This is a genomic window from Haladaptatus sp. SPP-AMP-3, from assembly GCF_049568665.1.
GTDB classification, from domain to species: Archaea; Halobacteriota; Halobacteria; order Halobacteriales; family Haladaptataceae; genus Haladaptatus; species Haladaptatus paucihalophilus.
The window spans coordinates 587,966-603,419 of the sequence record NZ_CP145897.1; the positions used below are offsets into that span (position 1 = coordinate 587,966).

Sequence of the window (15,454 nt, forward strand, 5' to 3'; positions counted from 1 at the left end):
CGCGAAATTGCACACGTTTACTCGGACTGCCGTGTGCAAAACCGGCTGGTCGCGACCGGAGCGAACTCGATTCGATGAGACGGATCGGGCGGTTTTCGAGGTTCTTTATAAACGGTCACCGTTCCAGTTACCCGATAAAACTAGGTTTCAGGGGGACGTGTGCAAAAATATGCGTCTCCGAATGACCGACACGCGGGAACGACGGATGAAGTATCTCCTCGAGGCGACCGGTGAGAAGACGAAGAGCAAGGCGCTCGACCGTGCAGCGGAGTTCTATCTCCAGATGCGAGGTGACACGGCGGCGGTTCCCAACGGTGCGTTCGTCGAGTTGATGGAGAAAGCCGAGAAGCAAGGGAGTGTAACAGCGGAAGAGATTGCGGAGGTGCTTCACACGGAAGAATTGCCTGTTGAAGTTCAAACGAGCTGGTCTATTGGAATTTCTGACTAATCTGCTTGAAGTTCAAAATTATATTCACGATGGCCCGCTACGCTTAAGAATCATTTTCACTTTCACCGTACTATCGAGAATAGTTCATTACCAGATGTGTGGTATGACCACCTGCATGCCAGTTGCAAAAGTGAAGATCGCAAAGCAGTCCCAGAAGTGGCGCTATCGCTGTCCGAACGGACACACCACCTGGGAACCGACGAACAATCACCTCTGGTGCCGAGCCTGTGCACAGCAGCTTGACGTCGACCCGGAGTTCTGGGAAGTCTACGATTCGAAGACGCACGAGGAGATTCCACGGGAACGACTTGTACTCGACGTGTAACGAATCGAAGACAGACAAACTACTTTCACTTTCAGCGCGCTATCGAAAACCCTTGAAGTAGACTACGGCTCGCTCGAGGAGTGGGATGAAACGACAGCACCCGGAAGAAGGGAGTAGCGAAGTTCGAACGATGTGCGGCTCGGCGGTGGTTCTCCGTGGTTGAGGCAGTGTTTCCGTACCCCGGTGGGAAGTCGCGGCTCGCCACGTGGATCCTCGACTACGTTCCAGAACACACGTGCTTCGTCGAGGTCTTCGGCGGTGCAGCTGGCGTCTTGGTGAACAAGGACCCGAACGTGAGTACCGTCGAAGTGTACAACGATCGCGACGGCGATCTCGTGCACTTCTTCGAAGTGCTGCGCGACCGCGCGGACGAGCTGGTCGAGTGGCTGGAGACGGTTCCGTACTCGCGGGCAGTTCACTCGAAGTGGGCCGACGCCTTCTACGGTGGCTATCGACCCGGCGACGAAATCGTTCGTGCTGGGCAGTTCTTCTACCTGCGCTACTCGCGGTGGGGTGGAGCGTACGATAGTTCGAGTGGCTTCGGGACGAGCAAGGTGTCGAGTCGGGCGAAGAGCTACGCGAACAAGATCGAGCGGTTGGAGAAGTTCGGAGCTCGGTTCGACGACGTCGTGCTGGAGAACCTCGACTGGCAGGAGGTGTTCGAGAAGTACGGCGGCTCGTACTCCTCACTGATCGTTTTCTATCGTTTCGATAGCACTGAGCTCCACTGCTTGCCCGCACCAAACACAGAACTCTTCTTCACGTGGTGTCTCTCGGTTACAACGAGGGCATTCTAAGGGGCGATTGGTCCGGTTCATCTTCGCCGAGTACCCCAGAACCAAGTAATATATAGACCGATAGATATGATTACTAGGCTAATCACCTCTACCCAAGGAAAATTATTTGGCTGATGGGGTATCAGATCATCAAAAAACAATCCGATGATTGCCCCGACAAGTATGATTCCTTCACCTATGATCTGATATGAATCCCAATTTTCTTCCCGTGTGTAGTATGATGCAATGAGGAGACCAACAACTAGTAATCCGAAAACGGCAATCAAGATCCAATTCATGCATAGCTAACCGTGATACGGCATCAAAATACTTCTTATATCCACCTAACTTTTTATTACTACGAATAAGATATGAATGGCAAAAAACACACTTTGAACTTCGGGTATTGTTCTTGGTGGATCTAGTCTGGCATCTATATACAGGAGGTTTATAATTATTATAATATCTAATTATAATATATGGGGGAGTTTATAGCAGGAATTGATTAGAGGCCTCAACCATCCATATATATGATGGTGTGAAAAATCCTATTCAATCAAAGGAACTATATCCAGTCTCCTCCGAAATTACACCAACAACAAAGGTTACCTATTGTTTCCTTTGCTATATTCTGGAAAATACCCATTATACAACTTGCACATGCTGTAACACTCAACGGGACAACCGGGATCCCACCAGCAAGACAACCTCCACAAACGGCGATTGATGGCCCGAAGGTTGCAATAATTTGTGTGACACAGGCATTGTCTATAGTTCCGCAAGGGGCACAAGCAGTAACTGGATTAGTTCCGAGACCAGCAGTACAGACGCAGTCAATTAATGCATTAGTGGTAACATCTCCGTCAGCTTGTACTGCAGCTTGAGCTGCAGAGGATTTTGGCTGTTTTGCTACTGGAACTACGCGAGAGTGAGTTTTCGTTGAAACACTTCCACTCGAATCAGGGTCTGGACTAATGATGGTATTAGTAAGCTGGACAGGAACTGTTTCTCTATTAGAAAGGTCCATATCTGACTTTTCGATCAATTTACTGACGTCATCCGAAATTTCAGACTCTTTCGCTATTTCACGGGTTTCGATATTCCCCTGAGTAATGCCTGTATCTCGGCTATCCCAAATAATACTACTAGATCGTCTAACGTTAGAGTTGTCACTTGTTTCCGACGGATTTGCAGGTTCAAAGGGAATTTTCACCACTAAGTGACTCTTACGTTCATAGGTAGACTTGGTTACAGTAGCCGATTGAACATCCGTTTTCTGGAAACCGTACTTATTGAGCTCTCTTCTGAGTATCTCTGTATCTGAAAGCGCTGACTGAACTGCAGCATGCTTTTTTTCTCCTTTCAATTTTTGGACTTTGGTGTTCCGAACCTGCTCTTCGATGTCCTCGGAATTTTTTCGCTTAGCTGACGCAGCGTCTACTGCGTTTGCTCCAAATAGGAGAGCACCTGCCATTCCAACCATATATCTTCGACGACCAACACTTCCAGTATTTCGGGTTTTTTCGGCAGCTTCCCATGCTTCGGCACATCCGCCACCATCACCAATCTGATCGCTTAGACGCTTCTGGTAATCGCTGTACGACTCCGATTCCGATTTTTTCTTAGCCACATTCGCATATTATCTTTATCCTATTTATTATTTTCTTATTGAATATATTAGTAACATTTATACTCCGGAATTGATGTCCCAATTATCATTAGAACTAATCATATTATGATGACGTTCTCGGCTCAGGAATATGTATCCGGGAGCAGTATCAGGCAAAAGAGGAAACCAAGCTGAACGCAACTGCGATGAAAGTAACGAATACACTTCTGAGGGATCTTCTGAGAAGATCTACAACCAGACAGAGTCATTGGCACTGTCTAGATAAGGACGAGCAGGTCGAAGAGCTAGTGATTGATGCTACTCTCAAACCTGCTCAAAAAGAGTTTAGAGACGGCTACGCTCGAATGTTGGGAGCGTGAGCGGACGGCAACGTTCGCAAGACCACTGTCTTGCGTGCCAACCAGAAATCAGAGATTTCTATGAACACCCGTCGAGGAAGAGCTAAATTAGACAGTGCCCCCGCCTCTATGGTGTGTTTTCCATTGAGGTCGTCGAAGTGGATTTCGCCAGACCCGGACTTGTGGGTGATACTGCTCTGCGTGACAACACGGGTCTCTCCGTCGGTCTCAACGATATAATCGAGGAGGAGTCCAGTGAGTGCAAAGTGTCCGAGGTGGTTGACGCCGAGCTGTCGTTCGAATCCGTCTTCAGTCGTCGAATACGGCGTCATCATAATCCCAGCGTTGTTGAGGAGTACGTCGAGGCGGTCGAATTTGGACTCGAAATCGGTAACGAACTGTCGGATGAATGCTTGGCTTCCGAGGTCGAGTTCGAGCACCGTCAGCGATGCGTCAGTGACCATCGACTCGATTTCTCGCCGTGCACGGGTTGCACGGTCGAGGCTTCGGCACGCCATGACGACGTTCGCACCCTCCCGCGCGAATGCTTTGGTCGCTTCAAACCCATGCCCGCTGTTAGCCCCCGTAACGATGACCGTACGGCCGGATTGGTCGGGCATGTTCCTTGTAGTCCAGTTCGATTGTGTTGACGCTTCCATACTATGAACGAAGTTCGTCTGTTGGCCTGAGTCCTATGCTAATATACAAGTTGGTTTAAGTGGGATGTTGTAGATCATCGGTGTGCGGATTCGGATGGACTTCGGCGTCTCTGATTGGCGAGCCGACGCGTGCGTTGCCGCTGCTGGTCGGTGTGACGTGTGGGATGGGTGTGGTGTATCATCTGTATAAGCGGCTACAGAAGGCGTAGTTGGGGTCTACATGATGCATTTTGGGTAGTGTGATCGCCGAGGTTTTCGAAGCGATAGTAAACACGAATTAGGACTGGTTGTGTTCATATTGAGGTGAGCGGGAGTCGCTACGCGAAACCACTTCAGGAGATCCTGTCGATATTTCTTCCTCTATCCCACAGTATCAGACACCAGCAGGCCGTCGCCCAAACTCCGAAACCGGCGCATCGGCGATGTCGAGGAACCGCAGTGTACGGGTCTCACCGTCGCCGCACTGCTTCAGCGAAACCGAGGAAACGCCCAAGAAGCGGGCGAACAGTCCGGATCGGTCCGTTGCGTCTATCCGTCCACGTTCGACACGCCACTGTGGCTTGTCTAGCAGGCAGTCATAACCGATGACGCTGTCCTCGTACACTCGGTACTCCAGATGCCCCCACCGAAGGTCTCTCTCCACGAGTCTGTATGCAACGAAGGCCACCACGACTGCGCTCGCACCGAGGACTGCCCACGCCATCCCGGAGATAACGTACCCGAGAAAGGCGATGACTCCCGCTGCGGCGAAGCGCCGAGGATTCAGCATCCCGAGGAACCCGTCAGCGACCGCGCTGATCCACAGCACACGGCGGTTCGTATAGAACACGTCCGTCGGGTTCCCTTCGGGAACGGCGACCGGTGCCCACTTCTCGTCGTCTGCGGCCTCGAAGTCGGCCTCGATTGGGTCGAGTGGGTCGAACCGCTCACTTCGTCCGACTATGCCGTACACGTCGAACCCGACGCGGGCGAGGTAGACGAGCACGAAGAGGAATCCTGTGCTCTCGGTTGGCGACGGACCGAGCGCGGCACCCCAGATGACGATTACTGCGAACACGACGACCCCGAGGATTGATCGCGGGGTGAGAATCGAATGGGGGACGAGTTCTTGGTAATCACGCGAGCGGACATGGTCCGCGAGCGTCGTGCCCTCGCGGGCGAGTGTCGTCGCGCCTGCAACGAGGAGACTCTCAACGAACATGCCGCTCCCGACGACCACGAACCAGAGCACGCCACCGCTGAAGAGCGATAGCCCGAGAACTACTCGTCCGAGGTGGAACACGCGGGGGAACGACCGTGGATAAGTCGGCGGCAGTGCCGAGTGGAGCCGAAAACTACCGCGCTTCTCCCGGAGCGAGCGGAACGGCGACCGCCATCCCCATCGCGAGTCAGCGGCCGCCCAATCTGCCGCCGCACCGCGCTGGCCTGCGAACGTCGCCTCCAGTGTCCGGCGGAGCGCTCCGACCGTAATCTCGACCCAGTAGACGATCAGGAGCTGTGCGAGGCTCCAATCGAACAGGACGATTCCGACGAGCGGGAGGGCATTGGCTAGAACTACTCCAGACACCGTGCGCCGCCACGTTTGTAGTTTGTCCTCCATCCATTATGAATTATTTTCGATAGTTAATTAACACTGCTATGGAGTACAGATTGGGTCGTACGATAGTTCGAGTGGCTTCGGGACAAGCAAGGTGTCGAGTCGGGCGAAGAGCTACGAGAACAAGATCGAGCGGTTGGAGGAATTCGGAGCTCGATTCGACGACGTCGTACTGGAGAATCTCGATTGGCAGGCAGTACTCGAGAAGTACGATGGCGAGGAGACGGTGTTCTACTGCGATCCGCCCTATATCGGGAAAGAGTCGTACTATCCGGTGAGCGAAATCGACCATTCGGCGTTCATCGAGGCGCTGCGGGAGTTGGAGGGGAAGTGGATCGTGTCGTACTCGGAGTTGCCCGCCGGGTTGGAAGAGTTTCGAGTGATTGGGCGAGGTGAGTCTAACTTTATGGGGAACGGGAAATCAGGGAGTGCGAAGAAGACGAGGGAGCGGCTGGTGATGGACGTGGAGTAAAATAATCCGGAAATACAATTCTCCAGTGTAGCTCGAAATTACCACGCGGAGAATCCTCACGCATATACGTTACAAGAGAAACAGATGAGTTGATACGATTCAGATGAACCATACGATTATGCGGCTTGTCGGGCACGTTTTTGTGTTTGTCGGTGTTCTCGGAACCGGTTTCGCAATATTGGTCATTGCGACTAATCCAGACAAGTTACTATCCTGGATTGCTGGCCTCGTGTGCTTTGTAATCTTCATCGTCGGATATCAACTTATCAAGGACCTCAATGCGGTACAGAAGCAAATGAAAGAACCCCAATGAGGAACTCTGGCAGTAGCTCAGGTGACGATAATGATCGCAGCGAGGTTCCAGAGGACGATACCGAGGAGGTAGAACGTGAAAGTCGTTCAAGAGTTCATGGGAAGTTAGGATCCAATGTAGTCCTTAGACGCGCACCGGAGTTGGACGTGAAGAAACCGAACGCGACCTTGAACACGGAGCGCTACGACATCGACGCCACCGATCCGCAACAGATCGTCGGTCAACTCTTCTACACAGTCGGAAAGCAGTTCGGCAGGTTCGTGAACATCAGATGATAAACCAGTTGAATACAAATACAATGATAAGTAGTGACGCAACGACGCCGTTTTTTATTAGTCGTCTTGTGAGATAGTGACGAAATTCTGTTGCCCCTCGATCCGTGATCGCTAGAGGTACCGCATCGGTTCCGTGTATTATCGGTGCTCCGTCCTCGATGCGGACGTTCCCATAGACCGTGAGTGTTGTCCCGTTCTCGATCGGCTTCGATTCAACGTAGTGCTGATCAGCCTCTCCGGCGTCTTTTGAACCGATCAGATCTATAACTTCTTCAAGCGGATGTATGGTCTCAGTGCTTGTTAGATGGATATATGGCGACGACCACATACTGGGCGAGAAACTGATGGTTCTCGGTATTGTTGAGATGGTGGTCTCGGACAATAGAATCGTATTATGCGTACTAATGAGCCACGCTGGATCGATCTTTACGATCCCTTCCCTATTGGTAACCGAGAAATCTCCAAATTCAATTCCGGACTCATAACCTGCTTTAGCCGGTGTTATTGTCCTATTTTTTGTATCTATCGTATACATGGCTTCGTCATATGAGATTCGCCAGAGGTATGCACCAACTTCTGAGTTATAGTTCGGGAATAGTCTTTTAGATTCTTCTGGGGGCGAGTTGACAGTCACATCTCCTTGAACCACGACCGGGTCCACTGTATCAGCAATCCGCTTTTTTGTATATGTCCCCGAGCGAATCGGCCAAAATATCTTGAACGTAGCAGCTATGTTGCTAAAATACGGCACCGACAATATTCCCGAGACTGCTGATATAAAAACATTAACCTCCATATTTATCTCCACTTTGGAGGGATCACGCTTATATGCCTGGTTGTATGCTCTCTAAAATCTGGGCGTGCAGTCCTAACACCACAGTTCGATCTGCACGTTCAGTCGAGCAGGGGCTTCTCCGCCCTCGACGGCGCGTTCGTTGGACTGCTCATGGTCGCGGTCGCGGACTCCCTCAGAACCGTGAGTGGACGCGAAAACTCACTCTGGCCGTCAATTGGAGTGTTGTTCTGCGTCGGGCTGGTTGGTTCGTTCTGGAGCGTGTTCCAGTACACGACGACGCCGCTGGCGTTCGTGTTGGTTCTGGTTCCCGTCTGCTACGCGTCGTGGTTGCTGCAGGACGTCGTGGCGACCGACGAGCCTGCTTGGCGGTCAAGTCATCCCGAGTGAGGAGGTCTTCGACGTCCTCGACGAGTCCGACGGTGATTCGAACCGTACGCTGATCGTCGTGCAAATTTAGTAGGTAGATTCCCTCTATCCCGAAAACTTATAGCGAGAAACGAAATAGACGGGAACGAAATGGATCGGCAATGGTCCCGGCGTGCACTCCTCCACCTTTGCGGGGCCGCTGCCGCCTCACTCGGTGGTTGTACAGCACTAGGGCGTAGCAAAAACGCCCAACCCCTTACCGAGCAGTATGAGGAGACGCTCGAATTCGAGGAGCCAATCACGTACGAGCACGATCAATTACAGCTTTCAGGGCCGGAAAAGCCAGTTACACTCGGTGAGACAATCGAGTTCACCGTTACAAATACTGGTACGAGCGAGGTTTCGCTTGGTTGCCAGAATCCGTGGACGCTTCAACAGCGAAACGATGGTCGCTGGCGCGAAGTAATTTGGACTACAAGTGATGCCTTCCTTTTGTGCTTGACCGTCCTCAAACCCGGTGACTCCCTCACCGAAGACGTCACGCTGAGGCGCTCGGCACTCGAAACGCAAAGTGAGATCGTCAAATACGACCTCACCCCCGGATTGTATCGACTCGTATTGCTTGAGACAGATCCGTATTTCGCAGTCAACTTCCGTATCAAATCGTCCAAGTGAGAACTCCGACTTCGATGTGCAAAATTAGACTGTCTACTGATCAGCAGCTGGGCTGCTTCAGCAGGTTGTCGTTGGGAGTATCATTAGGTTCTGTACGGACGTACTTTGTCAACCCGTGTTTGGCAGCGATGAGGTCCGTCCGGGTCCCATTATTGGTCACGTAGTATGATTTCCCGTTGTTGATATCATCGTGGATTTTTGAAGGCGTACCTGAGTAGCTGGAACTTCCAATCTTGTATCCAATTCGCTTGATGCAGCGGCAGTCATCATAGGATGAACCCGTGTCTTTCGTTACGCATGTGACTTCTCGAGCCATATCTCTATCTGGTTCTCAAACACCTTAACTATTTGCTATTTCAAGATTAAAATCAAATCTCTCTAAAATCTGGGCGTGCAGTCCTAACACCACAGTTCGATCTGCACGTTCAGTCGAGCAGGGTTTCTCTGCACTCGACGGCGCGTTCGTTGGACTGCTCATGGTCGCGGTCGCGGACTATCTCAGAACTGCGAGCGGGCGTGAGAGTTCGCTCCTGCCGACCGTCGGGGTGTTGTTCTGTATCGGGTTGGCGGGAGCGTTCTGCAGCGTGTTCCAGTACACGACGACGCCGCTGGCGTTCGTGTTGGTTCTGGTTCCCGTCTGCTACGCGTCGTGGTTGCTTCGGGATGTCGTGGCGACCTACGAGTATGACTGATAGATAAGTTCTCCAGTCACCTTGATCTGCCCTCTCTATAGTGGATTCATTCCTTCAGTAAAAGATAGAATCTTGGATGACGTTCTTTGCGGTCGCGTCTTTGACCATCTGTAGAACATCTTGCTTCGTAAAGCCAATTGTCCGTGGAGTACCTGTATTGAGTTCATTCTGGGCATCTTCCGTATAGCCCTTCATACTCACGAAGAAACCGACTTTGGTCCCTTGTCGCTCATGGAGGTCCTGAATTTTACTGCCAAATTTGCCTATGTCTCCCAAGGAGGCAGAGTCTTTTTCCCACTTGTTTTCGACTCCTGTAGCACAACCGAGGCTCTTAAATGCCCACTCTGGTCCCTGTGAAAAATTTGCGATGACATCTAACTCACCGGGATTATTTTCGTTATATCTACACTTGACGACAGCCCCATCCAGCTGCTGGAAAAGCAACCCTAAAAAGTAATCAAATATCTGCCCTCGGTGTTGCGGATTATCGTAGTTCTCTAATTCCCCAAACTGCTCTTCAAAGAAGGAACGAGGGAGATCATCAGCAGATTCGTTGAATACCTTCAACCTCTCCCCGATACTTAGAAAAAAATCGAGATCATCCTCGGGGATCTCATAGACAACACGCCAATTAGATCTATTTCCCATCCGAAACTCCGATCCACACATGCAAACTTTCTTTTGATTAGGTACCTCGCTTTGTCGGTCATAAACTCCTCCGTGCTGTGTACCACAATCAGGGCAATTAACTTTGACCTTCGCTGCGAGGATTCCCTCTTCACAGAGCTCGCTAAGCATAGCGAGAGTATCGTTCCCATCAACGCCGATCTCACGGGCAACGATCGGCTTTCGAACGTATCGAACGCCCTTTGATCGCTCCCTATTCAGGTACGTTTCCAATTCCTTCCAACTTTTGCTGGGGATATTCTCCAGTTTGTCTGAGAACGTCATCAAACACCTCCGTTATCTCATTTATTTGTTCTTCCTGCTCACACTTAACGAATGATATTTTGCTCTTGTCGCGGTTCATGTAGAACTTAGAACCGTTCTTGAGTTCTACGTAGCCCATGCGAATATCACCGCCGTGTTCGTCGAGTTGTCGGCTAACGTCTTTATCTTCACGGGCGTCTTCGCGTTCGCCTTCCTCGTCCGTTTTTGCTTTATACTCGATAGTATCAACTGTACGGCCAGCTTGATCATTGATTCGGATTTTGAGACTGTAATATTTTTCAATCAGCTCGTTCCGGAACTTCTCCTCAAATTTGTGTCCAAACTCGGGCTGGTAGGCTGCACTTTCGCGTTCGATCTTCAAACCGGAGGTGATCTGTCTAGCTACTTTCTTTGCAATGTTCTCATCCGTACACCGGATTGAAACCAGATCTGTTTCATCGCGAAGAACTGCGACACATCGACCACGAATTTCTTTGTTCTGCTGAATACCCGTCACTGGATCTGTATCTCCTGTTGATTCAATGTAGCCAAATGAGAGGTACAGATTCCCTTTGAGCTGGTCAGCACTTGCAAGATAAGGCTCTCTGACGCCAACTTCTTGTTTTGAAGATGGTGCTTGAACCTCTATTTCGCTAACCAAATCATCGTAATTCTTCCTTTCTACTCCAGTAATTAGATAGTAGTTTATGCTCTGCTGTCCAGCGAATTTGTATTCGCTGATTAGGGCTTCTATCTGTTCATCATCGAGTTTCTGAGCAACTCTTTGCTTAGTATCGGTTGTAACACCTGGTACTTCGATACTCCTCTGATCAAGATATCGCCGTATTGCAGCATCTGGGAGGTCGTAGTCAAGAAGACGCTGATAACGCTGTTCCTCCCCAGTCTCGAGATCTTCTCCAAGTGAGGTTGACTGGGCCATTATGTCCACTATGATATCATAACAAAATAAACCTTACTCACTAGAGGTCATATAGTGGATGAACATCTGATTGGTTCATGTGTTTCTACTTCGGGAAACATATACCTCATAGGAGGGTATTTCGTGCTCTGACGGAATAGTCTTAACCTCATCAAATATATTGTGTACATCGTCTATACCGAATTTAATCACACCACTTGCATTTGCGATGGTTTCAGGATCGTCATGGAGACTAGAATCTTTGAGCCTATCAACGATGGATCGCATGAAAAACCCCTGCTTATTGGATACATTTCCCCTGTCTTGATTGAAGCCATGATAAATTTCAATGAGTGCATCAAGAGTGAAATATACTGTTTTTCCCGTCCATTCCCGACGATGTTTGAACTGTTCTAATTTTCGCTGAACTTTAGGTAGCTGGCTTTCTGAAAATCTCGGAGAGAACAAAACTACGGCATCTAAATCAATGCCTTGATCAGCCATATAGCTATGAGCATGGTCCGAAATCTTTCGATATTGATCTGATAGTGAGTGGCTTTCTTTAGAGGTCATGGGAACATGAGGATTGGTAGAAAGCAGGTGTTGCTCAACTGTGTCAAATTCGACAAATTTTGCATCCCAAAAATATCTATAGCTTTGTTCATCAATCGTGAAACCCATAATTCCATCTGGGACCTCCTCACCAGCTGCTGTACCACCAAGGAGACGTGATTGAATAAATAACTTATCTAAGAACGCCTGCACAGTGTGTTCGAATTCGTACCAATCCATCAACTCAAGATGAGCACGTGTTGTACACCACTCATCCGCAATTCGGACCCGGTCATCGATATGGGCTAACTGCGTGCCTTGCGTAGCGTTTTCGAGTGCATCTTGAATTGTATCATCGTCTGCATTGACAACTTCACCAAGTGTCCGATATGGGAGATCGTACTCCTTGAACCGCTGCTGTTTATTAACGGCACTGTCAGCTAATATCGTGAGAATTGGATAGCCATAGAGCCTCATACAGTCGATTAGTGTATCAGGAACCGGTTCAAACAACACCTGTGATTGGTATTCCACTTGTCCTTGTTTATTTTTGAGTAGGAAGCGATATTCAACTTCGTGTTCCCGATAGTTCAGCGAGTCTTTTCTCCCATGGGGCAGTCCTGTCGCTTGCTTGAACCGCTTTCGGAGTGAATTGTACACATCTGTCTCATCAAGATGGACGATCTGAATCGATTCAGTGGAATCCTTTTCTCGGAAAACAGTTCTTTCACAATTATGGCATTCTCCATCCGCTGGCTCTAGCTCTTCAACTGGTATTTGAATATTACAGTACGGGCAACTCTGAAAATCCTGCTCTCTAATTTCGCAGAACCCCTCCTCAGCAAGCGGCTCTACCACTTGTTGATGACGAGATGACTGAATTTCGAATCCGTTCCGTAGTATAGTATCTTCAAAATTCATTTCTTTTCAAAAATAACTGATACACCCAGTGTTTGTTCAATCTCGCTTTCGAAATCACGGAGTAACTGTTCGTCGTTAACACTGGGTCGATAGCGAAGACGTACTCCTGAATCATCTGTTGAAGGATAAAGTGTGAAAACCCGATTTTGATATGATATCCCGATCTGTTCGACGCTATCAGGATCTGCAAGTAGCTCGATATCCTTTGAACGGAAGTCATCCAATGTATTTGACAATCCTCCGATTGCATCCATCAAACGAAGTTTTGGTGAGCCAGCGAGCGGAGCATTTTCTACGTATAGCTTGTGCAAGACAAGATCCGATCCGAGATCTCCTGACTCAATTTTCTCGACTGCATCATCATATTCCTGATGAGAAATGATTTCATCAGAGGGGGTCACATCGCATTGATCAATGTCGTTATCTGCTGTCTCAATTCCCTTCTGGATTCCTCGTCGAGTTGCCCCTAGAAAGCCACTATCACTTGAGTAGACCTGAATACCTTCACTCGTCGATTTCAGAATCAGAATTTCTGCCTCTTCAACTTCGGTATTTGTATCTGGTTGCACCCGTACGTCATCCTCTTCATGCACCTTGATAACAAGGAGAGAATCGCCGTCAGCGTCAAATCGATGCCAAATATGAGACTCTCTACTTTTGTCGTTAATTTCCCCCAATATTTCTGACTCAGCAATATCTTCGAATGGATCATCTGTATTTGTAACTTCGAAGGTCTTGATAGGGCTACGTCGGCGTAGGTAACTTAAGATGTAGATATCTTTCAACCGCTCTGGCTCCAAAAGATCCAGGAGGATAATTGCAAATTTCTTATCTGATCGATCAATCGCTGTATCCACATGGGACGAAAGTGGATTATCATCCTCCAGTGAAATATCGTTTAGTTGTGCGAGGACAAGATCTTCATTAGTATTCAGCGAAAATTCATAAGCACTTAAAATAGACCTTGCCCATTCTGGATAGTCCGAGATAAGAGTCTGGATGGCAACTGTTTTGCTAGGAATGCTTTTGGTCTCAACAATCTCCCAGTGGGGTGTGAAATGTCGTTTTAAAATGCTACTCCCTTCTACTAGCCGTTCGAGTCGGTCGCTATGATCGTCCCATTTTGATTTATATAGTCCATGCGGTATTTCCAGTTCAACCCAAAAGTCACGTTCTTGTGTCGGTGAATACTGAAAAGAAGTGGTAAGCGACATATGTATTCTGTTTTGACTTTACTATGATAAAGATTTCCCTATTATAAGAGGAGTAGTAAAGAACCCACTATTTGATGCCTGACGTGCGGATATTAATGGATAGGTAGAAATGAAGGGATGAATTATCTTTGGTTCCTATATCACCCGCGCCCAAATCACGAACGAGATACTTCCGAGCTCTCCCCGAGATTTGGTAGTAAGTCACGCTCTCGTCCGTGTTTTCGATTAGGTTCCACTTCAGAAGTTGCTTAATCTCTACGTGATTAGACATCCGGAAACGCCGAAAAACAACCACAAGGGTTGCTTCGACGTGAATCTCATGAATCGGTCGTTTCCGACCATTGAATTCTGACAACTCCAGAAATATAAATGTTGGCCAACAAATAGAGCGGCAAGATTGAGAGTACTACTCTTCGAGTTCGTCGGCATCAAGATCGCCAGCGAGATCCAGCAGCTGCTCATCGATGTGACGGGTGAGACAGGTGTGGTGTAGTATTTTCTATAAGCGATTTCATGGACAGAGTCCGGTTAAATCGAGATTAATATCCATACGTAAGATCGTAATCTTAGTTAGTGCGAGAAATGCCAATGCGCTTAATTTTATATACATGCGTACTGACTTTCAGTCAGCAACGGATGCAGTGTGAGAAACTAGCATGAAATAGAGCTACACCTTAGTGGTGAACAAATCATGAGTAAAAAAGACGTAGTTGAATACATGGAAGCGTACAGTAGCGATGAAAACCAACAGGTCGTAACTGCTGAAGATCTCGATACTACACCGGAATGTGCACACTGTAAAGCCAAGATGCCGTACGCTGATTTCAACGAACACTCTCCGACTTCGGATTACATCATCCATGTTCTTCCAGGAGAAGACGAGCATACTGAACCCGCTAAAATCCTCTACTGTAGTACTCGATGTCTGATACAGCAACGCGAAAAAATGTTGTAGTACTGTTCTGCGATTATCTACCCTACTTCTGATACAGCTTCATCCCCTCCGGCGTTAGTTTGTACTTGTTCGATGCCCTTCGCCATCCCATTCGTCCGTAGGTGGGGTTGCCTTTCGAGACGTTCGACCGTTCGATAGCAGCGATTGCGTTGTCCAACTTCTCCATCTGGTCGAAGTCGCCCCCTCTTTGGAGATATCGAATGACCTCACTCTGCTTGACGTTCAGGTCGTCGGACACCACCTTCAGAGCCTTCGGGTTATTCCTCAAATCCATAAGGAGCCGTCTTTGTTCCTCTTGAACGGCTGGCCCGATGTCTGTGTAGAGGTATTGGTCGAGCCGTTCGTGGTAGACGAAGTTGCTTGACCCGGTAGGTGTAATCTCCGTAGCGAGCCCCCCTTTCACGAGATTTTTGACGTGAGTTCGAGTTGTGGACGGAACGTTGTCCAGAATCTCTCGGGTTCTCACTGGGTCGGTTGTACTCGGCGAAGCCCCCTGTTTGTAGAGGTACTCGACGACTTCGGCTTGCTTAGTCGAACTGCGGTTCCGTGGGTTGGCGTTATCGATTCGTTTCTTGATGTGCTTCTTACTCATTGTCAGGTC

18 protein-coding genes and 2 pseudogenes are annotated in these 15,454 nt (G+C 48.9%); 10 read left to right on the forward strand and 10 right to left on the reverse strand.

What is annotated here, in order from left to right:
* Positions 1-205 precede the first annotated feature (205 nt).
* The 3 genes from V5735_RS03540 (at position 206) to V5735_RS03550 (ending at position 1,570) form a co-directional block, all read left to right on the forward strand.
* Positions 206-448 carry a hypothetical protein gene (locus V5735_RS03540; RefSeq protein WP_423745111.1) on the forward strand — a complete coding sequence of 81 codons (243 nt, stop codon included), beginning with the start codon at positions 206-208 and terminating at the stop codon, positions 446-448.
* Positions 449-563: 115 nt separating this feature from the next.
* On the forward strand, positions 564-773 hold the full coding sequence (locus tag V5735_RS03545; protein ID WP_423745112.1) for a hypothetical protein: 210 nt from the start codon (positions 564-566) through the stop codon (positions 771-773).
* 155 nt (positions 774-928) lie between these two features.
* Complete coding sequence (locus V5735_RS03550) at positions 929-1,570, forward strand: DNA adenine methylase (RefSeq protein ID WP_423745113.1); 642 nt, start codon at positions 929-931, stop codon at positions 1,568-1,570.
* A 544-nt stretch (positions 1,571-2,114) separates the two neighbouring features.
* On the opposite strand, the gene V5735_RS03555 is transcribed toward V5735_RS03550, so the two are convergent.
* Positions 2,115-3,179, reverse strand: coding sequence for a hypothetical protein (locus V5735_RS03555; protein ID WP_423745114.1), 1,065 nt, complete (start codon positions 3,177-3,179; stop codon positions 2,115-2,117).
* A gap of 294 nt (positions 3,180-3,473) precedes the next feature.
* Between V5735_RS03555 and V5735_RS03560 the strand changes: the two are divergent.
* Positions 3,474-3,560, forward strand: a pseudogene (locus tag V5735_RS03560) (IS6 family transposase); the annotation flags it as partial.
* Between the two features lie 193 nt (positions 3,561-3,753).
* Here V5735_RS03560 and V5735_RS03565 read toward each other — a convergent pair.
* Positions 3,754-4,176 (reverse strand): annotated as a pseudogene (locus tag V5735_RS03565) (SDR family NAD(P)-dependent oxidoreductase); the annotation flags it as partial.
* A 373-nt stretch (positions 4,177-4,549) separates the two neighbouring features.
* Complete coding sequence (locus V5735_RS03570) at positions 4,550-5,743, reverse strand: DUF6498-containing protein (RefSeq protein WP_423745115.1); 1,194 nt, start codon at positions 5,741-5,743, stop codon at positions 4,550-4,552.
* Between the two features lie 124 nt (positions 5,744-5,867).
* Here V5735_RS03570 and V5735_RS03575 point away from each other — a divergent pair, with 124 nt between their 5' ends.
* Complete coding sequence (locus V5735_RS03575) at positions 5,868-6,245, forward strand: DNA adenine methylase (protein ID WP_423745116.1); 378 nt, start codon at positions 5,868-5,870, stop codon at positions 6,243-6,245.
* Positions 6,246-6,554: 309 nt separating this feature from the next.
* Positions 6,555-6,833, forward strand: coding sequence for a hypothetical protein (locus tag V5735_RS03580; RefSeq protein WP_423745117.1), 279 nt, complete (start codon positions 6,555-6,557; stop codon positions 6,831-6,833).
* Here V5735_RS03580 and V5735_RS03585 read toward each other — a convergent pair.
* On the reverse strand, positions 6,826-7,629 hold the full coding sequence (locus tag V5735_RS03585; RefSeq protein ID WP_423745118.1) for a hypothetical protein: 804 nt from the start codon (positions 7,627-7,629) through the stop codon (positions 6,826-6,828). The genes V5735_RS03580 and V5735_RS03585 overlap by 8 nt on opposite strands.
* A gap of 180 nt (positions 7,630-7,809) precedes the next feature.
* Between V5735_RS03585 and V5735_RS03590 the strand changes: the two genes are divergently transcribed.
* On the forward strand, positions 7,810-8,016 hold the full coding sequence (locus tag V5735_RS03590; protein WP_423745119.1) for a hypothetical protein: 207 nt from the start codon (positions 7,810-7,812) through the stop codon (positions 8,014-8,016).
* 129 nt (positions 8,017-8,145) lie between these two features.
* Positions 8,146-8,670 (forward strand): immunoglobulin-like domain-containing protein, encoded by a 525-nt coding sequence (locus tag V5735_RS03595; RefSeq protein WP_423745120.1) that lies wholly within the window; start codon positions 8,146-8,148, stop codon positions 8,668-8,670.
* Between the two features lie 40 nt (positions 8,671-8,710).
* Here V5735_RS03595 and V5735_RS03600 read toward each other — a convergent pair whose 3' ends face one another.
* Complete coding sequence (locus V5735_RS03600; RefSeq protein ID WP_423745121.1) at positions 8,711-8,986, reverse strand: DUF3892 domain-containing protein; 276 nt, start codon at positions 8,984-8,986, stop codon at positions 8,711-8,713.
* Between the two features lie 160 nt (positions 8,987-9,146).
* Between V5735_RS03600 and V5735_RS03605 the strand changes: the two genes are divergently transcribed.
* Positions 9,147-9,362, forward strand: coding sequence for a hypothetical protein (locus V5735_RS03605; RefSeq protein ID WP_423745122.1), 216 nt, complete (start codon positions 9,147-9,149; stop codon positions 9,360-9,362).
* 54 nt (positions 9,363-9,416) lie between these two features.
* Here V5735_RS03605 and V5735_RS03610 read toward each other — a convergent pair whose 3' ends face one another.
* The 4 genes from V5735_RS03610 to V5735_RS03625 form a co-directional block, all read right to left on the reverse strand.
* Positions 9,417-10,313 carry a hypothetical protein gene (locus tag V5735_RS03610; RefSeq protein WP_423745123.1) on the reverse strand — a complete coding sequence of 299 codons (897 nt, stop codon included), beginning with the start codon at positions 10,311-10,313 and terminating at the stop codon, positions 9,417-9,419.
* Positions 10,243-11,232, reverse strand: coding sequence for a hypothetical protein (locus tag V5735_RS03615; protein ID WP_423745124.1), 990 nt, complete (start codon positions 11,230-11,232; stop codon positions 10,243-10,245). Before V5735_RS03615 ends, V5735_RS03610 begins: the two co-directional genes overlap by 71 nt.
* Before the next feature lie 75 nt (positions 11,233-11,307).
* A complete protein-coding gene (locus tag V5735_RS03620) occupies positions 11,308-12,621 on the reverse strand; it encodes a hypothetical protein (RefSeq protein WP_423745125.1) in 1,314 nt (437 codons plus the stop codon).
* 59 nt (positions 12,622-12,680) lie between these two features.
* Positions 12,681-13,898, reverse strand: coding sequence for a hypothetical protein (locus tag V5735_RS03625; protein WP_423745126.1), 1,218 nt, complete (start codon positions 13,896-13,898; stop codon positions 12,681-12,683).
* 691 nt (positions 13,899-14,589) lie between these two features.
* Here V5735_RS03625 and V5735_RS03630 point away from each other — a divergent pair.
* A complete protein-coding gene (locus V5735_RS03630; RefSeq protein WP_423745127.1) occupies positions 14,590-14,853 on the forward strand; it encodes a hypothetical protein in 264 nt (87 codons plus the stop codon).
* Between the two features lie 22 nt (positions 14,854-14,875).
* Here V5735_RS03630 and V5735_RS03635 read toward each other — a convergent pair whose 3' ends face one another.
* Positions 14,876-15,445 carry a hypothetical protein gene (locus V5735_RS03635; RefSeq protein ID WP_423745128.1) on the reverse strand — a complete coding sequence of 190 codons (570 nt, stop codon included), beginning with the start codon at positions 15,443-15,445 and terminating at the stop codon, positions 14,876-14,878.
* Between the last annotated feature and the right edge of the window lie 9 nt (positions 15,446-15,454).